Genomic DNA, 21,596 nt, shown 5'->3' with positions numbered 1-21,596 from the left:
TTCAAAAAGTCACCTTTTGAACGAGTTACCTTCATTCTAAATCGTCTCGATTCCATTCGTACAATACATAAAAATCATCAATTCTATTCCATTTGGTTATGGATGTACATTTTCTCTACAAACAAAATGAAAGCCTTTGTCGCATGCGATAAATACCCTTCTTTTCGATAAATCAACGCATACTGCCAGTCAATCACCGGGTAGGAAATATTGACGGTGTGCAATTGTCCGTTGTTCAAGCGTCTCACGATGGAGCGAGGAACGAGTGAAATCCCCAGTTGGGTCGCCACCATTTCTCCGACAAAATCCCATAAAGAGCTCATATAAGCGACTTTCGGTTCAAAGCCGGACAGCTTGCACGCTTGGCGCACCACATCATGCATCGCGTACTCTTCGGTAAACAAAATGAAAGCCTCGTCCTTGAGCTGTTCCAGACTCACCTCATCGACTCCCGCGAGCCAATGCTCCCGATGAACGATCGCGACGAGGTCCTCTGCGAGCAAGGGAACCGCCACAAATTTCTCCTGATCCGTTGGAAGAACGGTTAATGCTACATCGATGCTTCCTTGTTCCATTTGGATTTCAAGCAGTTTGGCGCTGTATTCCTTCATCTCGATATCGATGCCTGGATACTGCTTTTTAAACAAGGCGATCACATTCGGCAAGAGAAAAGAACCCACGGTCGGCATCATGCCCAGTTTGACCCGACCACGCTCGACATTTCGCAATTCTGCAATCGACGACGACATGCCCTCCATCAGCTGCAACACTTTGGTCGCATAGCTGTAGACCATTTCCCCTGCGTCTGTCAGATCCATTTTCCGCTCTGTCCGATCCAGCAGAACAACCTCCAGCTCTTCTTCCAATGCCTTGATCATTTTGCTGATAGAAGGCTGAGAGACGTGGAGAGATTGCGCGGCCTTCGTAAAGTTTTTATGTTTGACTACTTCCACAAAGTATTGCAGCTGTCGAATATCCATAGGTGTCCTCCGTCTTCGTCCACTCTAAATCGTTAGCTACAGATTACCACAGGCGAGAGTACGCGAAAAAGCCAGGTACGCAGTCGCGCCCTGGCTTTTCCTCCAGCGTGAGTTACTTCACGGCTACTTGTATTTTTACGACTTTTCCATTATACGTAGCCGCAATTGTTGCGCGACCTGCTTTCACAGCCGTGATCTTGCCATCCGCTACAGTCACAACGGAACTATTCGTGGAGATCCAATCTGCATCGATTGTGACATCGACCTTGGTTTTGTCGGTATAGACAGCAGATACCTTCAAGTCTTTTGATTCGCCGACTTTGAACGTGGCCTTTTTCGTGTCCAATTCCAGATTGGAGATGACAGCAGACTCTACAGGGATCGAGATCGTTTTTCCACCGTAAGTTGCTTTGATTTTCGCTTTGCCCGAGCCTACAGTCGTCACGACCCCGTTTTCAACTGTGGCGACTTTTTCATCGTCGGATGTCCACTTGGCTTTGCTTGTTACATCTACTTTTTCTTTGGTAGACAAAGTAGCCCACAGCGTAACCGACTGGGTAGTGTTTAGACGCAGATACATTTTTTTCTTATCACTGTCCAGCTTGGAGACGACATCCACCTCTACTGGAATGGATACGCTTTTTCCACCGTACTTCATTTTGATCTTCGCTTTGCCCGAGCCTACTGCCGTAACCAATCCATTCGTTACCGTTACGATTTCCGTATCATCGCTTTCCCACTCCGCATGAGCCGTTACATCAGCGGTAGACTTGTCAGAGAAGGTTGCTGTTGCGTTTACCTGTTTCGTGCCTCCCACGCTGAGAGCCAGTTTCTTCTGGTCAGCAGTGAGCTTGGAAATCACATCGATTTCAACAGGGACATTCACACTTTTGCCCCCGAAGCTTGCTTTCACTCTTGTTTTACCGGAACTTACTGCTGTTACCAAGCCTTTTTCAACGCTGGCGATGTCACTGTCGGAGGAAGTCCACTCTGCTTGCTGTGTGACGTCTTCCGTTGTTTTATCCGTGTATTGCACGCGGACGGTCAACTGCTGCGTCCCCGCTTTTTTCAATTTTACTGTCTTTGTATCAATCACAAGCTTGGAAATTTTCTTCTGCGTACTTGTCGTCACGGAATTTGCCAATGCTGGCACTTGGCCGACACTAGAAAAGATCAGCCCAACTGTAACAGCCGCAGCGAGCATACCTTTTTTCCAGTTTCTCATGCTCACATCTCCCTCTCCTTTTCCTCTCTACTTTTCCACCATTTTCTATATCGGTAAAAAGCCTTACTTGTTGAATACAAAATGCCGAAGAAAGTCATGATTCTTCTGCCCATGTCCCTGCCAAGGGAGCAAAGTGCTGCATCGCCAAAGCACCTGCTCCCATCACAATCGCTTCCCCCTTCAATTCGGAAGGAATTACGCGAAATTTCCCCTTGAATGGCTCCCAGATCACTTGATCGCTATGCTCCTCGACCAAATCAATGATTTCGCGATAATTCTCCACCAAATCACCGCTTATAATCACAGTATCTGGATTGTACATGCATACAATATTGTTAATCGTGATTCCGAGATACAACGCAGTACGGGAGACGATTTCCTTCGCCCAGCGCTCTTCATTTCTCGCTGCCGCGAACACCTGACGGACATCACTGACATCCTTCACCCGACGCGCTTCTATGATCAATGAATTTTCGTCTATGTATGTTTGCAGGCATCCACGCTTTCCACATTCGCACAGATTCCCATTCGGATCGAGCGTCGTATGACCCAGCTCTCCTGCACTATTGGAGCCCCCGCGAAACACTTCGCCATTGATAATCAACGCAGAACCGATACCAGTGCCGATGCCGATCAAGGCTGTCTTGTTCGAGCCTTTAGCAGATCCGTACAAGTACTCCGAGAGGATTTTCACCTTCAAATCGTTGTCGATAACCGTTTTGATTTGCAGCCTTTTTTCAATCAGGCTGGCAAACGCTACGTCATTCCACTCCAGCGTAGTGGAAAGCTGAACAATCCCTCGCTCATAATTGATTACCCCTGGCATCCCAATGCCAATCCCGACCACTTTTTCTAACGGAATGCCTGTCTGTTTGAGTATCCCTTCTATTTCGTTGCAAATCAGTTCAGCCGTCTCTTCCGGTGTAGAATCCTGTGTTTTATGATCCATCCGGTGCTGTGCAATAATCGCTTCGCTAAAGTCCATGATTCCAAATCTGATGCGCTTTTTTGCCATGTCCACGCCAATTGTATAAATGGCCCCCGGCTCGATGTCGAGCATGATTGCCTTTCTGCCCACACCAGATGAGGTCAGCTCCGTCTCTCGAATCAGTCCTTCTTCGCACAGCTCACTGACAAATCTGCCAATCGATGTGGCACTCATCCGTGTAATTTTGGCGATTTCTGCACGCGATATCGGTCTCTGCTTTTTGATAATGTCGAGGATCATTTGTTTGTTATGCTGCTTGGTCACGTCCTGATCTTGCTTCATGATTTTTTTCATCATACAAAACTCCCATCTTGCTTGAATTCCCGGTAGCATTCCTGCGCGATTATTCTCACACTACCTGTCGCCATTTATTACGTCAACTGGGCCAAACAAAAACCATCCGAATCTCCTCGGATGGTTTCTATGTTGCTATCACTTGTTGTTGTTCAAATCATACGGTGTCTCTTGGTAAACGTAATAGTTTAACCAGTTGGAGAACAGCAAATTCGCATGCGCGCGCCAGGTGACGATAGGATCGCGACTTGGATCGTCCTTTGGATAGTAATTACGCGGAACAGCAATGTCCAAGCCTTTGTTCACATCCCGCTGGTACTCATCTTGCAAAGTGGTCGGATCGTACTCAGAATGTCCAGTCACGAAAATTTGTCTGCCATCCCTCGTCGCTGCGATGTAAACCCCTGCTTCATCAGACTCGGACAAAATCTCCAGCTCTGACACTTGCTCAATGTCTTCCCTGCGGTTTTCGGTATGCCGCGAATGCGGAATGTGGAAGTAGTTATCAAATCCGCGGAACAGCTTCACATTTTGCTTATTGAGTGTATGAGGGAAGATTCCGAACATTTTTTCTGACAAAGGATGCTTTGGAACGCCAAAGTGGTGGTAAAGACCGGCTTGTGCTCCCCAACAAATATGCAGTGTCGAAGTGACGTTCTCCATTTTCCAATCGAGGATTTTTGTCAGCTCCTGCCAATACGTGACGTCTGTGAACTCGAGCTGTTCCACAGGCGCTCCGGTGATGATCATGCCATCAAATCGCTGGTCACAGATCTCCTCAAACGTTTGATAAAACATCGACAAATGTTCTTCCGACGTATTTTTGGACGTATGGCTGGACATGTGCAAAAGCACGATTTCCACCTGTAACGGCGTATTTCCCAGGAGGCGGAGCAACTGTGTTTCCGTTGTTTCCTTCACTGGCATGAGGTTGAGAATGACGATCCTGAGCGGTCGTATGTCCTGTGTGAAGGCACGGCTATCCTTCATCACAAAAATATTTTCTTGGGCGAGTATTTCCGTTGCAGGCAATTCGTCGGGCAATTTGATTGGCATAAAGATCCCCCTTTCCATCCTTTGAACACAGGTAGAAAAACAATATCCGACAAATTCGACAAAAATACTAGCCTTCCTGCCAAATCCACAGGGGAAAAATTAGAAAACTTGGCTACGCCAAGCTTTGGGCGTGGCCTTAGTTGCACTTTCCGATAGTAGAAAAAATCCCCTTGCAAGCAAGTTGCAAGAGGTCTCTTCCTTATATCCAGCCGCGCGCTTCCATCGCCTCAGTAATTCGCAAAAGCGAGATCATATAGGCTCCCGTGCGCAAGTCTACCTTGTATTGATCAGAGAGTTCTTTTACAGCGCGATAGGCGTTAATCATTGTCGTTTGCAGCTTTTCGTTTACCTCCTGCTCGGACCAGTAGTAATTCATCAGGTTTTGCACCCATTCAAAATATGAAACCGTTACGCCACCTGCATTGGCGAGAATATCTGGGATCACGGTAATCCCCTTTTCCCGCAAAATAGCGTCAGCATCCGGTGTAGTAGGTCCGTTTGCCGCTTCTGCAATCCACTTGGCCTGAATGCTGTGGGCATTCGCTGCTGTAATGACATTTTCCAACGCGGCCGGGATCAGAATATCCACTTCCAGCTCCAACAGCTGTTCGTTGGAGATGACCGTACCACCTACGTACTCCAAAATAGTGGCGTTGTCTTTTAACTGTCCTACCTTTTCTATGTCCAAGCCAGCAGCATCATAAATACCGCCGCGTGAATCACTGACCGCAATGATTTTAAAGCCCAACTCTGTTAAAAGTCTGGCAGCAATTCTTCCCGCGTTGCCAAAGCCTTGGATAGCCACGGTAGTTTGCTCCGGCGGGCGTCCAGAATCTTTTAGCGCCTCCAATATCGTAAAGACACATCCACGGGCAGTCGCTTCGTTTCTCCCTTTGGAGCCGCCGATACTGAGTGGCTTTCCCGTGATGACCCCCGGAGAATAAGTGCCTTTTAATCTGCTGTACGTATCCATCATCCACCCCATGATCTGTGGGGTCGTATACACATCAGGCGCAGGTATGTCTGTCTCAGGTCCGACAATATCAGCAATGGCTTCCATGAAGCCCCGGCTGACTCGTTCCAGCTCATTTTTACTGAATTCGTGGGGATCACATATGACGCCGCCTTTTCCGCCGCCATAAGGAAGACCAACTACGCCACATTTGAAAGACATCCACATGGAGAGCGCCTTGACTTCATCCATCGTCACATCCGGATGAAAGCGAATCCCTCCCTTGGTCGGTCCTACCGCGTCATTATGCTGAGATCGGTAGCCTTCAAAGACACGTACGCTGCCATCATCCATCTTGACAGGAAAGCTGACGGCCAATACTCGTTTGGGTCGCTTTAAAATTTCTACAGCATCGCTCCGCAATTCCAACAATGCCGCTGCTGCATCAATCTGTTTCTGCACAATTTCGTATGGATTTAGGTTTTCTTTCTCTACAGTATTTAGCATCTCTCTTCCTCCCCAATACATTTCACAAGCGTTTTCTACATCACCTTGGCACAGAGCTAAAAGATGAATGGAGTAATTATATACGATGTATGTAAATTCAGACAATTCATTTTCAAAACAAAAAAACGCCTGATGCACTCTTCGCGACACATCAGACGTTTTTCTCCTATTTTTTCAAATACGCCTTCATCAGCTTTGCTTTCGTCTCCCACATCTCTTCACTGATGTGCAGACGGTAATGCTCCGGATTCAGCATGCGCAAGTATTCAGGCCAGAACAGCTTGAGTTGCTCACGGTGGTAGTTGCGAATCTCTTGGAGGGTCGGCAGTTCATATACCAGTTCTCCATTCACAAATACCGGAACGAGCAGCGACTCAGCCTGATAGTTTTCCAAATGCTTGCTCAAATACGTATGGCTCGGATGGAACAAATGGAGAGGTGCTCCATCTTCAACTGCTTTTTCATACGGGAAGCACATGTAGTCAGCAATCGCTTTGCCTGTTTCCGGATCAATCAATCGGTACATATCTTTGATGCCCGGCGTTGTGACTTTTTCCGGATTCCCGGAGATTTTGATGGTCGGCTGATATTCTCCGTTCGCGCCTTCACGCGCCACCAGCTTGTATACGCCTCCGAGCGTCGGCTGATCCGCTGCCGTGATGAGTTGTGTTCCTACTCCCCAGCTATTTACGCGCGCTCCCTGTACCTTCAGGTTCATAATCGTGTGCTCATCGAGATCGTTGGAAGCGACAATTTGCACATCGGTCATACCTGCCTTATCAAGCATTTCACGGGTTTTGCAGGACAAGTAAGTCAAGTCACCACTGTCCAGCCGCACCGCTGCCAGCTTTTTGCCCTCTTTTTCCAGGCGTTTTCCGACCTTTATCGCATGAGGTACGCCGCTTTTAAGCGTATCGTAAGTGTCGACCAATAAGGTTACCTGCCCTGGTAGAGCTGCTGCGAAGCGCTCAAATGCTTCCTCCTCGCTCTCAAAGCTCTGTACCCATGAGTGAGCGTGCGTTCCTTTTGTCGGAATGCCAAACATTTTCCCTGCCAGCATGTTCGAGGTCGCGTCGAAGCCAGCCAAATAAGCTGCACGCGTCCCCCACAGCGCAGCATCTGCCTCCTGCGCCCTTCTTGTTCCGAACTCCATAAGAACATCATTGCCTGCCACATTTTTAATCCGTGAGGCTTTGGTCGCAATCAGCGTCTGGTAGTTCATGTAGTTCAACAGGGCCGTCTCAACCAGCTGTGCCTCCATGACACGCCCCTCTACGCGAATCAGCGGCTCGTTCGGGAAAACCACGGTTCCTTCCTTGACGGAGTAGAGCGAGCCTTTAAAACGAAGCTGGCGCAGCTCTTCCAAAAACTTCGGATCGTAGTTCTCTTCTTGCTCACTCAAATACTTCAAATCGCTTTCTTCAAAGCGCAAATTTTTTATATAGGAAACAATTCGTTCCAATCCGGCAGAAACGGCGTATCCGTTTCCAAAAGGCAGCTTGCGGAAAAATGCTTCGAAAACGACCTTCTGATTGTGTGTTCCGTTCACCCAATGGGCGTACATCATGTTTATTTGATATTTATCTGTGTGTAGTGCCACACCAAATGATTGCATGTCACTGAGGCCTCCTGTGTATTCCTTTCTATCATCATACCAGAAGCGTCCGCTGGTGCCCATCCGCTGTGGAGGATATTAGGGAATATGATATAGTAATGGGATAAAAAGAGAAGCAAACGTACAGGCTGGGAGTGAGTATAGGGTGGACAGAAGAATCGTTTCTATTAGTAAAGGGTTGCCAAAAAATACTATGTACAACGGCAAAGAGTTTCTCTCCGGCATTTGGAAGGATGAAGCAGACGAGCTCGTTGTCCGTTCCGAGAAAATCGATGACGACGATATCGCAAACCCACAGTATCACGGCGGCCCGGACCGCGTCGTCTGTGCGTATCCTTTTGAACATTATTCCCATTGGGAGAAGTTATTCGGCCAACCTCTGACCAATGCGGCATTCGGAGAAAATCTCACTCTCGCTGGCATGACCGAAGAACAGGTCGGCATCGGAGATGTGTATCTATTCGGAGATACGATCCTGCAAGTGACCCAAGGCAGATTTCCTTGTGCGACCATTAATAAGCGAAACAACAATAACCAATTGCTCAAAGCGGTGGTGGAGATGGGCTATACGGGCTATTTCTTCCGCGTCTTGCAGGAAGGAACCATCAAGCCAGACTCACAGATTACCCAAATCTCTGCTCATCCGAAGAAAGTCAGCGTGGCTTCTATCCACCACTTGTACTTCCACGACAAGTCACCGTCCCAAGAGACGATAAAGCGTATGCTAGAGGTAGAGGAATTGGCCCTGCCTTGGCGAAAAAAACTACTGGAAAAGCAACAGCAATAGCGAAAGGAACGTCTCATGCGAATTAATAAATTCATCAGTGAAACCGGCATTTGCTCACGTAGAGAAGCCGATAAATTAATCGAGACCAAGCGCGTGACGATCAACGGCCAACTCGCGGAACTAGGGAGTACGGTTGCGTCAGGGGATGACGTGCGCATTGATGGACAACCGCTCGGTACCAAAAAGAAAGACGTCTACATCGTCTTGAACAAGCCTGTCGGAATTACGTGTACAACTGAACTGCACATCAAAGGCAACATCATCGATTTCGTGAATCACCCGGAGCGGATTTTTCCAATCGGGCGTCTGGATAAAGATTCGCAAGGGCTCATCCTGTTAACCAATGACGGGGATATCGTAAACAAAATTTTGCGTGCAGAGAACAATCATGACAAAGAGTACATCGTCACCGTAGATAAGCCCATCACGGCAAATTTCTTGCACGGAATGGCAAACGGCGTACGCATTCTCGGAACGACCACCAAACCTTGCAAAGTAACGAGAGTCAGTGATCGCGTCTTCAATATCGTGCTGACGCAAGGGCTGAATCGGCAAATCAGACGGATGTGCCAGGCTTTCGGTTATCAGGTTCGAAAACTAGAGCGAGTACGCATCATGAACATTCCACTGGGGAATTTAAAGCTAGGACAATGGCGCAATCTGACAGCCAAGGAATTGACTGATCTGAACAAAAGCTTGTGAAATAGAGACGGGAAGGAGTCTGTATAATGACTCCTTCCCGTCTTTTATAACAGCCCACCATTATTTTCTTTGGTCAGCATACTCGAATCATTTGCTATCCATTCCCAATCCTGTTATGCTAGTAGAGAATTATTTTTGTTCGAAGCAACGGATAGCGTAAAATTTCGTCTTGATGATCCTGAGAGCAAGGATAGTATTATATGTGTGTTTTCACACTAGGAGGCAACAATAATGGAACAAGGTACAGTAAAATGGTTTAACGCAGAAAAAGGTTTTGGTTTTATTGAGCGCGACGGTAAAGAAGACGTATTTGTTCACTTCTCTGCTATCCAAGGCGACGGTTTCAAATCCCTTGACGAAGGTCAAAAGGTTACTTTTGACGTAGAACAAGGCCAACGCGGACCACAAGCTACTAACGTTCAAAAAGTTTAATATATCCACAAACAAAAAAACAGACTCCAGTAATGGGGTCTGTTTTTTTTGTTGTCTTACCGATTATTCGACCGTAGGCAGTCTGGAACGTTGAATATCCGTAATTTGCCCCCGTGCTACACGCAGCAGCCCTTCTTTTTCCATCTTCTTTAGTGTCCGGCTAATCACTTCACGAGCAGTCCCCAGTTCAATTGCTAATAGGTCATGCGTAATCGCAAGCGTATCATTCTCCGCACTTGTATGCTCGATCAAATATTCGGAAATCCGAACCCGAATGGATTTAAAGTTAATGTCGTCAATCAAGTTCGACATGATAATCAATCGACGCGCAAATGATTGAAAAATATACTGGCGAAAGCCTTGGTGCTTCTCGATCCATTTTTTATAAATCTTCGTCGGGACGTTCAAGACCAGACTCGGCTTCTCTACACAAGCAGAGGCTTCATACACCGTTTCTCCCAATATGCTAGACGCGATGAGCGGGCAGCACTCGCCAGCCGTTAACCTGTACAACGTAACCTCTCTACCATCGCTGCTCAGTTTGAAAATGCGAACCAGTCCATCTAAGATCAATGGCGCATTCTCCAAAAACTCGCCTTCATCAATCGTAAAGTTGGCTGGAACCGTAGTAACGGAGATTCCCTCCTCCTGCCACTCTTCTGGAGTCAATTCCGCCAGACTTGAAAAACGGGCAAGGACTTCCGCAATCTGATCCTTTTGCATATGGACGAAGAACCTCCTTGTGAAAAAAATAACTTGGTGACAAAGTCACAGATTACCGATACAGATTTTTATTATTATTGCACTCAAGAGGAACGAACACAAGAACACCTGTTTAATCAGAAATCGCTTCGTTAACACTAACGAACGATCATCATGAAACGAAGGAGATGTATGTAAATGAGTACTTTTGTATTGGTTCATGGAGCTTGCCAAGGGGAATGGGTATGGGAAAAAGTAAAACCTGAGCTGGAAGCATTGGGACACAAGGTCGCGACATTGGACTTGCCTGGAAGTGGACAAGACATGACACCTCCTCAGCAGGTGACACTGGATCTCTACGTAGAGAAAGTATCTGACCTGATCAAGCAACAAAACGAAAAAGTAATCCTTGTCGGACACAGCATGGGTGGCGTCGTCATTACGCAAACAGCTGAAAAAGTACATGACAAAATTGATAAGCTCGTCTACCTTTGCGCATTCTTGCCGAAAAACGGGGAAAGCCTCATAAGCAAGTCAGAAGGAGAAAAAGGCCCTGAATTCGAATTGAATGAAGCCGATATGACACTGGCTCCTAAGCTAGAGACTGTGGAACAAACGTTTTTCAATGCCGTAGAGGATGAGGCATTGAAGCTGGCGTCGATGAAGCGTTGCCGTCCGCAAGCGCTGGCTCCGTTTACACAACCAGTGCAAATTACCGAGGAGAAATTCGGAAGTGTAGACCGAATTTATATTGAAACAACTTTAGACAATGCGATCCCAATCGATTTCCAACGCAGAATGAACACAGAAACACCTTGCAGCAAAGTCATTACACTAGAAGCCGATCATGCGCCTTTCTTGTCGAAACCAGAAGAGCTGGTGAATCATCTTGATCAAGTAAGCAAATCATAAGGTAAGGAAAACAAGGCTGTCGACCATCATGTCGGCAGCCTTTCTTCATTCCTTACTATCCAACAGGCGAACCGTACGGACGAGCCTTTGCAATCCATCCCGCAGCTGTTGTTCATTTAAATAAGAATAACTGATGCGTATCCAAGAGCTTAACTCTCGCAGCGGGTCACAGATCGCACCGGGCACAAACGTTATGGATTGCTCTATACATTTGCCCAGAAGACTTTCCATTGGGACGGAATCAGGCAGCTTCACCCATAAATTAAAGCCTCCTGGTGGGCTAGACCACTCCCAGTCAGTGACGGACAGCTCTTCTTCCATGATATCCCGGCGAATGGCCAGCGCAATCCGCAGCTTCGCCAAATGCTGCTGCATCCGTTCGGAGAAGAAATAATGCAAAAAAATCTTTTGATTCAACAATGGCGCTCCGCTATCGGACAATGATTTCGCTTGCAGCAAATAGTTCATGATAGATGGACGGCATGCCACAGTCGCAATACTCAGCCCAGGTGCGATGTACTTGCTAAAGCTACGCAGATAGATGACATAGCCTGCTGTATCGTAAGAAAAAAACGGCAGTGGCGGCTCATCGCCGAAGTAAATGTCACGGCACGGATCATCCTCTACGATCAGACACTGATACTTCGCAGCCAGCTCCACTAGTCTCTTCCGTTGTTCAGCGGGAACCGTATAGCCGGTCGGATTGTGGTAGGTCGGATTGAGATAAAACAGGCGCGGTTTTTCTTTTTGCATCAACTGTTCAATCTGCTCCAAATCATATCCATGCGGCTCGATCTCGATGGGAATCATTTTGGCGCCCTGTCTTCTGAATACATCGATGGCAGGACTGTAAGTGGGTCTCTCCAGCAACACGACATCACGCGGCTTTACAAGGACTCTGGCAACCAAATCAATCGCTTCCTGCGAACCAGATGTGATCATCAGCTCATCGGGTGACAGGTGAAAATGATAACGGCTGACATAATAGCTGCTCAGTGCTTCCCGTAGCTCCTGATCTCCCTGTGTGGTTGAGTAGGTGCCCAGCACCTTTGGATACAAATCAAACACTTTTTTCACGTACTCGGAAAAATAAAGATTGGGCAATAAATTCGGATCGATCAATGCTTTAGAAAATTGATAAGTCGCCTGCACCTGATGAATTTCAGAAAGGTGACTCTTGTGCACGTAGGCAGACACAATTGGATCATTCATCGAATCCACTGGCAGGCTGCTCGGTTGTACATAATACCCCGACTTATCCTTCACATACACGTGCCGGTTTTGTTTTAATAATTGAAATGCTTTAAAAACCGTCAGGCGATGCACATTCAATTCCAACGCCAACGTTCGAACAGAAGGAAGCTTCTCATTTGCCCCCCACTCTTCGCGTCTGATCCGGTCCAGAAGATATTCATACACTTGTTCGAATAGCTTATCAGAATGACTGTTTGAAAGAGCCTCCCTTTTCATGCAAGCTCACCCCTTTCCCCCATGATAATGGATTGATCTCCTTATCTGTTCTATTCCATTTCATCTGTTCTATTCCCTTCCCTTTATGATGAGGAAAAGGGAGGAATCATAATGGTACTGCTTAATTATGTGGTCATGTGCTTGATATTCGGAACGACGTTTTTGGCAATCAAAGTCGGGATCGATGCGGGTGCGCCGCCGTTTTTCTCAGGAGGACTTCGGTTCTTTCTGGCAGGTGTGATATTGTTTTCATTCATGCTCTGGAAAAAACAGGCGCGACTATCACTGCTGCTTCATAAAGAAATGTTCCTTACCGGAATTGGTTTGACGTTTGGGACATTTGCCCCCTTGTATTGGGCGGAGCAGCATGTAAGTTCAGGAATTGCAGCGATCTTATCTGCAACAGCGCCTCTCATGGTGATGCTGCTTCAGACAAGTATTACTCGGCAAAAGCTCCCCGGTATTGCGTGGGCGGGTTGCTTGGTTGCCTTTGTCGGTGTCTTTTTGCTGATTTTACCCGGTGTGACCATCTCATTCAGTCTCCTTTGGCTTACAGGGTGCATGGCAGTCATATTCGGACAAATCTTTTATTCTGCTGGTGCTGTTTACTCTCGACGTGTCATCCAGCGGTTTCAAGATACTTCCCCCATCGCTTTGAATGCAGCTCAGATGATGTATGGAGGAGCGATGCTGCTTGTTTTATCGTTATTTACGGAGCAAGTGCATATCGAATCGATGCTCACGGCTAATGCGATCCTCTCGCTCCTGTACTTGGTCTTCGTTGGCTCCATGATGGGACACACCATCTTTTATTGGCTCGTAGCCAAAACCAACCCTGTGTTTCCCTCTACGTGGCTCTATATCTCTCCGTTGATTGCCTTAAGCTTGGGCGTCATCCTATACAACGAGCCGCTTTATCTCCTGTCGTTGGCAGGGGGGATTACGATTATTGTCGGGATTATCTTGATTAATATGGATGGCTTGAAGCAGTTGATGGGTAAAAAGGCAAACAAGCTACGAGACGTAAGCCATTCATGAAAAAGAAGGAGTACCACAAGAAAGCTTAGCGCTTTGTGGTACTCCTCTATTTTATCTACGATTATTTGATTTCGCTGATCTGCTTAGCGATATTGATCAGCTCGTCTTTTGATACAACATCCTCGCCTGCACGCACAGAGTATTTCAGTTTGGTCCCATTTTTTACCCAGGTGATCCAATGGAAATTAGAAGTGTGCGTCGTGAGAACCGCTTCATTGTTGCCAATCATGATTTTTTCCATTGCCTCTGCGTTTGTTCCCGCTTTGCCTCCGTCAGCTATGCGTACCTCTACCCTTACTCTGCCTTTCTCAGACTTATAGGCGACACTGGTAAAATCGTACTTGTTGCTTGACGGAATTTCTGTAAAAGCGTATTCTTTGTTTTCTTTTATCGCTTTTGCTTTCAGTGCTTCGAGATCCACTTCGTACTCGAAGTTTTCCTCATAGTGTACGTCACCTTCATCCAAACGGAATCCTCCTGCAAGCTCGGTTGGAAGCGTGAACATCTTCCCTACAACCGGCTCCATCTCCTTCCATGATTTATACGTTAACGGCGTAGACACCATTGTAATATACGGTTGTTTGTATCTTGACCAGGTAATGTTTTTTTGTATTTCTTCCTCTTCTTTTGTCGGCTTAAAGTATATAGCGACTGAGGTTCCAGGCTTCAAGCCATCTATAATTTCATTAACGACTTCATCCTGATACTCATACCTTGCTTGCCTCTCTTCCATTTTCTTTTGTTCCTCTGGAGGCATTTGCTGAATCAGTCGCTGTTGTTCTTGATCGGTATGTTGCGTTACTTCATAGATCACTTCGCCCTTCTCATTTTTCAATTGGATCATTTCTACTCCCGCCCATACGGACGACGCTCCAACCAACATACCTACAGTGACGAGCAAACCGATTTTCTTTTTCACAACTTTCTCCTCCTTGTTTTCCTTGGCACGGATCGCTGCCATGACTTTATGTTTGACATCGACTTTCGGGACTGGCTTCGCTACCAGCATGTCTCGCATGTGCTTAAACGGATTTTTGTCCATTAGCGGCCACCCCTTCCATCGTTGGCAAATAACGTTTGCACTTTTTCAAAACGCGTTCGAATTGCTTGCGCAGGGCTACAGGCTTTTTGTCCATCAGCTCCGCTATTTCCTCGTACTCTCTTTCCTCTAGCACACGCAAAAAAATGAGTGTCCGTTCTTCGGCGGACAGTCGTTTCCAGATGCATTCGAGCGGCTCCCCAAAATAGTTGCTGTCAATGCTCTCCTCGACATAGTTGCGTCCATCCTGATCCCGGTTGTACAAAAAGGGCAACACGCGGCTTAATTTCCTGCGCTTTAACACATTCGCGCAATGGTTGAAAGCGATCCGGTACAGCCATGCGGAAAATGACAGCGAGTACGTATACTGTTCCAGATGCTCGTAGGCACGAAACAGAACTTCCTGGACTGCGTCTTCTGCATCTTGACGGTGACCGAGCATGTGATAGCAGTATGTAAAGATCGGTTGTTGATAGTGATCGATAATGATTTCGTATTGCTCAAGAGAACCAGCTTTTATTTCAATCAGCAGGCGCTCAATCTCTGTTTTTTCCACGGTTTGCCCTCCTCTCACTATGAATAACAATTGGCATCTTTTGTTTGTGACACCTATTTTAGAAATTTTTGGTTTTACGAATAAAAATTCTCTCCAACTAAAAAGGGTACTCCACCCGTCTCGCACGAAAAATCTCGTACTTCCGGTAGGAACACCCTTATTCCATGCTAGTATTCATTTGCTTTTCCGTACGCTTGTCGAATGTCTTGATTCTTTCCCGGGAAATCGACAGCACCTGTCGGCTTCCTCTAGAAATGCTCTCCGTTGGCATAATAGCTTTCTTTTTGATAAGCGACAAATGCCATCTCTACTTCTGGAATGCCAAGAGATAAGACATGCTTGGTCACGATCTGGGCAAACTGGTCACGAACTTCTTGCCCCCGCTCGAACCATGCTACTTCTATAAAAGGAAACGACTCCACGATTTTGCCACCGAAAACGCCTGTCGTTTGCAAGCATTCGATGGTGAAATTGTCTGTGCCGCATTGGCATAGTGCAGCAAGCTCCACTGCAAGCGGTTCGCTAATCGTGGCCATTTGTTCAGCTTGGATGCCTCGAACGATAAGATGTGGCATGATGATCCCTCCTGAAAAGTCCATACTTCTATGCTCTATCTTACCGTTCAAGAGACAAAAAGAGTAGAAAAAACTAGGTCAGCGCTGGGGCACTTCCTTGCTTGTGTATGGCCTCTTGCACCTGCGCTACTTTGTTCCCTTGCTGCAATTGATACATCTGATGGTACCTGCCTTGCTTTTCCATCAAGTCTTCATGCTTTCCTCGCTCTACGATTCTGCCTCGATCCAGTACGAGAATTTGATCCGCATTTTTGATCGTAGACAGGCGGTGAGCAATGATGAAGGTCGTTCTGCCTTTTTTCAACACTTCAAGTGCATTTTGAATAATGCCCTCTGTTTCCGTGTCGATACTGGCAGTCGCTTCATCCAGAATGAGGATAGCCGGGTCAAACGCGAGAGCACGCGCAAACGAAATTAACTGACGCTGCCCAAGAGAAAGGGTGCTGCCCTTTTCAATAACAGGTTCATCGAATCCTTTCGGAAGACTGCGGAACAATTGATCTGCCCCTACATCACACAAGGCTTTCTCCACCTTTTCCGGCGAAATCGACGGATCATCCAGACTCACATTGGAACGAATCGTTCCCGTAAACAAAAACGGGTCCTGCAAAACAATAGCCATGTGCTGGCGAAGCTGCTGTTTGGAAAACGCTTGTACGTTGCGCCCATCAATCATAATCGCTCCACTGTTTACATCATAGAAGCGGAGTAATAGATTGATAATCGAGCTTTTTCCCGAACCCGTGTGACCAACCAGTGCCACTGTCTCACCTGGCCATGCTTCGAATGAGATGTTTTTCAGCACGTATTGGTCGTCTTTGTAGGCAAAAGAAACATCGTCAAAGCGGACATTCCCTTGATAGCAAGGAACCTTTGCAGAATCAACGTCAACGCCCTCTTCATTAAGCAGTTCAAACACACGCGACGCTGCGACGAGAGATTGCTCCAGGTTCGCTAATTGGTTGACGATCTGTGTCATCGGCTGGAACAAGCGATTGAGGTAATCGACGAAAGCGTAGAGGACGCCAAGTGAAAGCAGTGTACCTATCCCAAGGGACGCACCACCGAAATACCAGATGAACAAAACAAACGCGATGTTGCGGATGAATTGAACGAGGTTAAACGAAGCGGTCGCATTGAGTCGTAGCATTTTATTTTGGTAGGTGAACAGCTCTTCGTTCAGTTCGCCGAATTCCCGCATCGTTTCCTTTTCCCTGCGAAACGCCTGAATGATCGGCATCCCTTGGATTGACTCGTTAATCATCCCGTTGATGTCGCTGATGCGTGCCCGAATCACATGGTTGAATCCAGAAGCGTACTTGCGGTACAAGTAAATCCATACGACCATGATTGGCAAAATGACCAGACACACGAGAGCGAGTCGTACATCAAGCAAGAACAGCGCTGCGAAAATACCGATTAAATAAATCCCGCTCGTAATGAAGTTGCCGAGCACATTCGTAAACAGCTCACGGATCGCCTCCGTATCGTTTGTGACACGAGCAACCACCTTCCCGGCAGGAAGATGATCGAAATAATGGATGGGCAATCGTTGAATATGCGCGAACACATCTATGCGCAGTCTCTCAATGACCTGATTCGCTGATTTTTGCCATAAAAACTTTTGTCCATAGTGGAAGAGCGATGCAACTACCAATAATCCGAAATAGAGAGCAGCTAGCGTGAGCAAGCCACTTGTCTCTGGTCGAAAAAATTCAAATATCTCCTGATTGCTTAAGAGCGTTGCCTGGTACTCAGCTCGCTCTGAACCTTTGGCAATGACGAGCTTCCCATCCTTAATCGATCTCTGCCCATCATACGAAATCGCCTGATCTAAGAAATAATAGTCGCGTCCTACCTGCAGAACACGCACTTCCCGACCCGTGCTCTCACCTGCTGCCAAGTGATCCTGTCTTGTGTAATACTTCCCTTTGTATAGCACGGAATTCTCACGCTGTGCCGTCTCATACCAAGGGAATTCGATGCCCATGATGTGCGTATCGATCATTTTTTTTGCCAAAAACGGCCCCGTCAGTTCTGCCCCAACCGAGATGGACAGCATCAATACCGCTAGGAGGATCGTCTTTTTAAATATGGCTGCATAGTGGACTAGCCTTTTCCCTGTCGTCATTCATTCACCCGCTTTCTGTCAGCGTCGCTTCAATCTGTTGTTTCTCGAATTGTTCTTTATACCATCCGCCCAGCTCCAATAGCTGTGCATGCGTACCTTCCTCGACGATTCGACCTTCGTCCATGACGAGAATCCAATCCGCATGCTGGACGGCCGATAAGCGATGTGTGGTGATCAGTGTTGTTTTGCCTGCACGCTCCCGGCGAATATTCGTAATCATCTCCGCTTCGGTTTTGCCATCCACCGCCGACATGGCATCATCGAGAATCAAGATTTCCGGATTGACCAAAAGAGCCCGGGCAATCGATACCCGCTGTTTTTGCCCGCCTGAAAGGGCTACGCCTTTTTCACCCACGAGCGTTTGCAAGCCTTCGGCCAATAGTTGCACATCCCGAGCAAATGCTGCCTGCCTCAACACTTCCTGTAATTCTTCTTCTGTCGCCCCGTTGTTCCCGAACAGGATGTTTTCGCGTACTGTCTTCGAGAACAGAATCTGCTCCTGTGGTACATAACCAATCCAGCTCTTGATGTTATCCAGACTGATCTGTTCTAGCGCCTCTCCCGAAACACTGATGGCTCCCCGTCCTACCGGATATTCGCGAAGCAGCTGTCGCACCAGCGTGGATTTCCCGCTTCCCGTACGTCCGACGATTCCTAGCGTCTGACCCCGACCAAGAGTAAAGGAGACATCGCTTAATTGGTCAACATGCGCAGATGGATAGCGGAATGTCACAGAATCAAACCGAATGACTTCTGGAACTGCCACATGAACCGGTCTGTCGTGATCCGTTACATCGGCTTCGTACGCCAAGGTTTCAGTGACCCGATCCAGCGAGGCACTTCCTCTTTGCATCACATTGATCAATTCACCAATCGCAAACATCGGCCAAATGAGCATTCCGAGATAGACGTTGAACGAGACCAGCTCTCCCATGGTCAGTTCTCTTTGGAAAACGAGGTAGCCACCGTAGATCAAGCCGATCATATAACTGATCCCGACCAATATTTTGACGGTCGGCTCAATCAAGGAATCGACTCTCGCTACATCGATATTTTTTTGAAACACTTCATGCGTTTTTTGGCGAAAGCGCTCCTGATCCGCCATCTCCTGTACATAAGCTCGAATCACGCGAACTCCAGAAACGGATTCCAGCACGCGGTCATTCAGCTCACCGAAGGATGTTTGTGCGGTAGAAAAACGCTCGTGAATCTTTTTCCCATATTGCTTGATGATATAGGCCATGAACGGCAATGGAAGGATCGCCGCTAAGGTGAGCTTCCAACTGATCAAAAAGCCCATCGTCAGCACAATCGCCCCTGTAAAGGATAGCGAATCCACCATCGTCAAAATTCCAAAGCCTGTCGTCATTGAGACAGCCTTGAGGTCATTTGTCGCCCGCGCCATCAAATCTCCCGTGCGATTGCGCTGATAAAACGTTGGCGTCATTCGCAATAAATGCGTCATGAGCTTCGAACGTAAAGTACGCTCTGCCAGAAACGCTCCCCCAAACAGCTGGCGAATCCAGATAAAATTGACCCAATAAATCGCGACAGACAATCCACCGAAAAACAGCAGAATGGATAGCAGCCGCTCGCCAGTCAGCGTCCCCAGGTGAATCTCATCAATAGCCACCCCGATGATTTTTGGAGGGATAATCTCCAGTAAGCCGCCTAGAATCAATAGCAGAATAGCGACCGTATAACGTTTCCAATGCTCCTTGAAAAACCAATCAAGCTTTGCCAAAACCGAGAACATCCGTGTTTCTCCCCTCTCTTTAGCTGGGTGGGTGACCTTTTTTAGGGACAAAAAAGACATATCGCCCGTGAGCAACATGCCTTTTCCTCAACAAAAATGAAAAAGGCGCAAGTTACGAAAAATGTAACCTACGCCATGTTAACGAGATCAAAAAAACGATACTACGCTCGTATCAATGGTGGGGTTACGTCATATATGCCCTTGTATGTATGACCCATGCGTACAATTCTTTTCATGACTAGCCCACCTTTCCATTAATATTTTGAATTTCCAATAAATACATTCTGAACTTTACCATTCTTGCGGATACATTGTCAACTGATCTTTTCCGCGCTTTTGCTTCCATTCATTTATTTGGTATGATTATCCTCATGAAGCTCATTCAGGAGGCCATTTATTTTGTTATCATCCAATCAAAAGCGTCGATTGACATCTGTTCAAATCATCGTGTTCGCCTACGTTGGGCTCATCCTGATCTCAGCGTTTCTTCTGTCATTGCCGTTTTTTCATTTACCGGGAGTCTCTCTTTCTTTTGTTGACTCTCTATTTACCGCGGCGAGTGCCATCAGCGTTACCGGGCTTACTGTCATTACGATTCATGAGGTTTTCAACCAGTGGGGGATATTATTTCTTACCTTGCTCTTCCAGGTTGGCGGGGTCGGAATCATGACACTCGGAACGTTCATCTGGATCCTCATGGGCCAAAAAATCGGTCTGGAACAGCGCATCTGGATCGCGACGGACCATAACCGCTCCACGCTGTCCGGTCTAGTCGACTTGATGCGCAATATTCTCGTGATTGCGCTCATAATCGAGCTGGTGGGAACCATCCTGTTAGGCACTCATTTTATTTACGCCGGCTACTACGACGACTGGTACACCGCGTTCTACCATGGTTACTTTGCATCTGTCAGTGCTTTTACGAATGCTGGGTTTGACCTGCACGGAAATTCTATGCTCGACTTTACCCACGATTACGTGTTTCAGACCATCGTGATGATCTTGATTATTTGTGGAGCGATCGGGTTTCCCGTACTCGTGGAGCTGAGAACGTACTTTTCCTATCGCCGTGCAAAAGTGCGTTTCACCTTTTCGCTCTTCACCAAGATTACGACACTGACGTTCTTTTCCTTGATCGCCATTGGCGCCCTGCTCATTTTCGTTTTTGAACGAAATCAGTTTTTGGCCAATAAGACCTGGGATGAAATGCTGTTCTATTCGTTGTTCCACTCCGTCTCTTCGCGAAGCGGCGGCCTGGCTACGATGGATATCAGTCTCTTGTCGACCGCGACACTCATCATGCTCTCCGGGATGATGTTCATTGGCGCCTCCCCGAGCAGCGTGGGCGGGGGGATACGAACCACGACGTTCTTCGTCTTGATTGCCTCTGTTTTTGCCAACATGCGTGGCTACAAGGACGTAAAGGTGTTCGGAAGAGAGCTGGTTGATGAGGACATTCAGCGCTCCTTCAGCGTCTTTTTCATCGCAATCATCCTGGTGTTCACAGCGGTCATGCTGCTCGTCTGGCTGGAGGATTTACCTTTCCAGCACGTCTTGTTCGAGGTCTGCTCTGCTTTCGGGACGACCGGATTGTCTACCGGGATTACGGCACAGATGGGCATAGGCGGCAAGCTCATCCTGATTATTACGATGATGATCGGACGTATCGGGATTATCAATTTGCTCCTCTTCTTGAAGCGCAATGACCGAATTGTACGCTACCATTATCCGAAAGAACGCATCATCATTGGTCAATAGAAGAAAGGAAATCCCCCAAAGCTATGTTGATCTGTAACCGCTTTTGTAGACATTTTAAAAAAGCGCCACTGCGTTAGGCAGCCAACAAATGACTCCTGAATTCATCAGGGGTCATTTTCTT

Annotated in this window: 19 protein-coding genes; 6 read left to right on the top strand and 13 right to left on the bottom strand. The window is 47.1% G+C overall.

The genetic code is table 11. The annotated features are described in order from the left end of the window. Positions 1-83: 83 nt before the first annotated feature. The 6 genes from ACFYU8_RS21000 to ACFYU8_RS20975 form a co-directional block, all read right to left on the bottom strand. A complete protein-coding gene (locus ACFYU8_RS21000; RefSeq protein WP_390303714.1) occupies positions 84-980 on the bottom strand; it encodes a LysR family transcriptional regulator in 897 nt (298 codons plus the stop codon). A gap of 112 nt (positions 981-1,092) precedes the next feature. Continuing rightward, positions 1,093-2,205, bottom strand: a complete 1,113-nt coding sequence (locus tag ACFYU8_RS20995) for an Ig-like domain-containing protein (protein WP_390303717.1) — start codon at positions 2,203-2,205, stop codon at positions 1,093-1,095. Positions 2,206-2,299: 94 nt separating this feature from the next. Then, complete coding sequence (locus tag ACFYU8_RS20990; protein ID WP_390303720.1) at positions 2,300-3,490, bottom strand: ROK family transcriptional regulator; 1,191 nt, start codon at positions 3,488-3,490, stop codon at positions 2,300-2,302. Between the two features lie 135 nt (positions 3,491-3,625). Beyond that, the gene (metA, locus tag ACFYU8_RS20985; protein WP_390303723.1) at positions 3,626-4,543 is read right to left on the bottom strand and encodes a homoserine O-acetyltransferase MetA; all 918 of its coding nucleotides are present in this window, start codon (positions 4,541-4,543) and stop codon (positions 3,626-3,628) included. 199 nt (positions 4,544-4,742) lie between these two features. Beyond that, complete coding sequence (locus ACFYU8_RS20980; RefSeq protein ID WP_390303726.1) at positions 4,743-6,002, bottom strand: Glu/Leu/Phe/Val family dehydrogenase; 1,260 nt, start codon at positions 6,000-6,002, stop codon at positions 4,743-4,745. 166 nt (positions 6,003-6,168) lie between these two features. Further along, positions 6,169-7,617: a nicotinate phosphoribosyltransferase gene (locus tag ACFYU8_RS20975; RefSeq protein ID WP_390303729.1), complete on the bottom strand. Its 1,449-nt coding sequence runs from the start codon at positions 7,615-7,617 to the stop codon at positions 6,169-6,171. Between the two features lie 145 nt (positions 7,618-7,762). On the opposite strand from ACFYU8_RS20975, the gene ACFYU8_RS20970 reads away from it, so the two are divergent. From ACFYU8_RS20970 to ACFYU8_RS20960, 3 genes are all read left to right on the top strand, one after another. After that, positions 7,763-8,404, top strand: a complete 642-nt coding sequence (locus tag ACFYU8_RS20970; RefSeq protein WP_390303732.1) for an MOSC domain-containing protein — start codon at positions 7,763-7,765, stop codon at positions 8,402-8,404. A gap of 15 nt (positions 8,405-8,419) precedes the next feature. Next, positions 8,420-9,106, top strand: a complete 687-nt coding sequence (gene rluF / locus ACFYU8_RS20965; protein WP_390303735.1) for a 23S rRNA pseudouridine(2604) synthase RluF — start codon at positions 8,420-8,422, stop codon at positions 9,104-9,106. Between the two features lie 231 nt (positions 9,107-9,337). Continuing rightward, positions 9,338-9,538, top strand: coding sequence for a cold-shock protein (locus tag ACFYU8_RS20960; RefSeq protein ID WP_390303738.1), 201 nt, complete (start codon positions 9,338-9,340; stop codon positions 9,536-9,538). A gap of 63 nt (positions 9,539-9,601) precedes the next feature. Here ACFYU8_RS20960 and ACFYU8_RS20955 read toward each other — a convergent pair whose 3' ends face one another. After that, complete coding sequence (locus ACFYU8_RS20955) at positions 9,602-10,261, bottom strand: Crp/Fnr family transcriptional regulator (protein WP_390303741.1); 660 nt, start codon at positions 10,259-10,261, stop codon at positions 9,602-9,604. A gap of 177 nt (positions 10,262-10,438) precedes the next feature. Here ACFYU8_RS20955 and ACFYU8_RS20950 point away from each other — a divergent pair, with 177 nt between their 5' ends. Next, the gene (locus tag ACFYU8_RS20950; protein ID WP_390303744.1) at positions 10,439-11,152 is read left to right on the top strand and encodes an alpha/beta fold hydrolase; all 714 of its coding nucleotides are present in this window, start codon (positions 10,439-10,441) and stop codon (positions 11,150-11,152) included. Between the two features lie 45 nt (positions 11,153-11,197). On the opposite strand, the gene ACFYU8_RS20945 is transcribed toward ACFYU8_RS20950, so the two are convergent. After that, a complete protein-coding gene (locus tag ACFYU8_RS20945) occupies positions 11,198-12,622 on the bottom strand; it encodes an aminotransferase-like domain-containing protein (RefSeq protein WP_390303747.1) in 1,425 nt (474 codons plus the stop codon). A gap of 111 nt (positions 12,623-12,733) precedes the next feature. Here ACFYU8_RS20945 and ACFYU8_RS20940 point away from each other — a divergent pair, with 111 nt between their 5' ends. Then, entirely contained in the window at positions 12,734-13,660 is a 927-nt protein-coding gene (locus ACFYU8_RS20940) for a DMT family transporter (protein ID WP_390303750.1), read from the top strand. A gap of 61 nt (positions 13,661-13,721) precedes the next feature. Here the strand turns inward: ACFYU8_RS20940 and ACFYU8_RS20935 are convergent, their stop codons facing one another. The 5 genes from ACFYU8_RS20935 to ACFYU8_RS20915 all read right to left on the bottom strand — a co-directional run bounded on the left by ACFYU8_RS20935 (position 13,722) and on the right by ACFYU8_RS20915 (position 19,717). Then, entirely contained in the window at positions 13,722-14,702 is a 981-nt protein-coding gene (locus ACFYU8_RS20935) for a hypothetical protein (protein ID WP_390303753.1), read from the bottom strand. Further along, complete coding sequence (locus tag ACFYU8_RS20930; RefSeq protein WP_390303756.1) at positions 14,683-15,255, bottom strand: RNA polymerase sigma factor; 573 nt, start codon at positions 15,253-15,255, stop codon at positions 14,683-14,685. The genes ACFYU8_RS20935 and ACFYU8_RS20930 overlap by 20 nt, the downstream gene beginning before the upstream one ends. A 248-nt stretch (positions 15,256-15,503) precedes the next feature. After that, positions 15,504-15,830: a DUF1904 family protein gene (locus ACFYU8_RS20925; protein WP_047073417.1), complete on the bottom strand. Its 327-nt coding sequence runs from the start codon at positions 15,828-15,830 to the stop codon at positions 15,504-15,506. Positions 15,831-15,903: 73 nt separating this feature from the next. Beyond that, positions 15,904-17,961 carry an ABC transporter ATP-binding protein gene (locus tag ACFYU8_RS20920; RefSeq protein ID WP_390303759.1) on the bottom strand — a complete coding sequence of 686 codons (2,058 nt, stop codon included), beginning with the start codon at positions 17,959-17,961 and terminating at the stop codon, positions 15,904-15,906. A gap of 4 nt (positions 17,962-17,965) precedes the next feature. Then, the gene (locus tag ACFYU8_RS20915; protein WP_390303762.1) at positions 17,966-19,717 is read right to left on the bottom strand and encodes an ABC transporter ATP-binding protein; all 1,752 of its coding nucleotides are present in this window, start codon (positions 19,715-19,717) and stop codon (positions 17,966-17,968) included. Between the two features lie 399 nt (positions 19,718-20,116). Between ACFYU8_RS20915 and ACFYU8_RS20910 the strand changes: the two genes are divergently transcribed. Beyond that, positions 20,117-21,475 carry a TrkH family potassium uptake protein gene (locus tag ACFYU8_RS20910; RefSeq protein ID WP_390303765.1) on the top strand — a complete coding sequence of 453 codons (1,359 nt, stop codon included), beginning with the start codon at positions 20,117-20,119 and terminating at the stop codon, positions 21,473-21,475. The last annotated feature ends 121 nt before the right edge of the window (positions 21,476-21,596 follow it).

The organism is Brevibacillus sp. NPDC003359, from assembly GCF_042878995.1.
Lineage (GTDB): Bacteria > Bacillota > Bacilli > Brevibacillales > Brevibacillaceae > Brevibacillus.
This window is presented reverse-complemented; position numbering and strand designations above follow the sequence as displayed.

What these genes read in the sequence shown, in the direction of transcription:
- ACFYU8_RS21000 (WP_390303714.1), bottom strand. Translation starts at nt 980, where the DNA reads ATGGATATTCGACAGCTGCAATACTTTGTGGAAGTAGTCAAACATAAA.
- ACFYU8_RS20995 (WP_390303717.1), bottom strand. Translation starts at nt 2,205, where the DNA reads ATGAGAAACTGGAAAAAAGGTATGCTCGCTGCGGCTGTTACAGTTGGG.
- ACFYU8_RS20990 (WP_390303720.1), bottom strand. Translation starts at nt 3,490, where the DNA reads ATGATGAAAAAAATCATGAAGCAAGATCAGGACGTGACCAAGCAGCAT.
- metA (WP_390303723.1), bottom strand. Translation starts at nt 4,543, where the DNA reads ATGCCAATCAAATTGCCCGACGAATTGCCTGCAACGGAAATACTCGCC.
- ACFYU8_RS20980 (WP_390303726.1), bottom strand. Translation starts at nt 6,002, where the DNA reads ATGCTAAATACTGTAGAGAAAGAAAACCTAAATCCATACGAAATTGTG.
- ACFYU8_RS20975 (WP_390303729.1), bottom strand. Translation starts at nt 7,617, where the DNA reads ATGCAATCATTTGGTGTGGCACTACACACAGATAAATATCAAATAAAC.
- rluF (WP_390303735.1), top strand. Translation starts at nt 8,420, where the DNA reads ATGCGAATTAATAAATTCATCAGTGAAACCGGCATTTGCTCACGTAGA.
- ACFYU8_RS20960 (WP_390303738.1), top strand. Translation starts at nt 9,338, where the DNA reads ATGGAACAAGGTACAGTAAAATGGTTTAACGCAGAAAAAGGTTTTGGT.
- ACFYU8_RS20955 (WP_390303741.1), bottom strand. Translation starts at nt 10,261, where the DNA reads ATGCAAAAGGATCAGATTGCGGAAGTCCTTGCCCGTTTTTCAAGTCTG.
- ACFYU8_RS20950 (WP_390303744.1), top strand. Translation starts at nt 10,439, where the DNA reads ATGAGTACTTTTGTATTGGTTCATGGAGCTTGCCAAGGGGAATGGGTA.
- ACFYU8_RS20945 (WP_390303747.1), bottom strand. Translation starts at nt 12,622, where the DNA reads ATGAAAAGGGAGGCTCTTTCAAACAGTCATTCTGATAAGCTATTCGAA.
- ACFYU8_RS20940 (WP_390303750.1), top strand. Translation starts at nt 12,734, where the DNA reads ATGGTACTGCTTAATTATGTGGTCATGTGCTTGATATTCGGAACGACG.
- ACFYU8_RS20935 (WP_390303753.1), bottom strand. Translation starts at nt 14,702, where the DNA reads ATGGACAAAAATCCGTTTAAGCACATGCGAGACATGCTGGTAGCGAAG.
- ACFYU8_RS20925 (WP_047073417.1), bottom strand. Translation starts at nt 15,830, where the DNA reads ATGCCACATCTTATCGTTCGAGGCATCCAAGCTGAACAAATGGCCACG.
- ACFYU8_RS20920 (WP_390303759.1), bottom strand. Translation starts at nt 17,961, where the DNA reads ATGACGACAGGGAAAAGGCTAGTCCACTATGCAGCCATATTTAAAAAG.
- ACFYU8_RS20915 (WP_390303762.1), bottom strand. Translation starts at nt 19,717, where the DNA reads ATGTTCTCGGTTTTGGCAAAGCTTGATTGGTTTTTCAAGGAGCATTGG.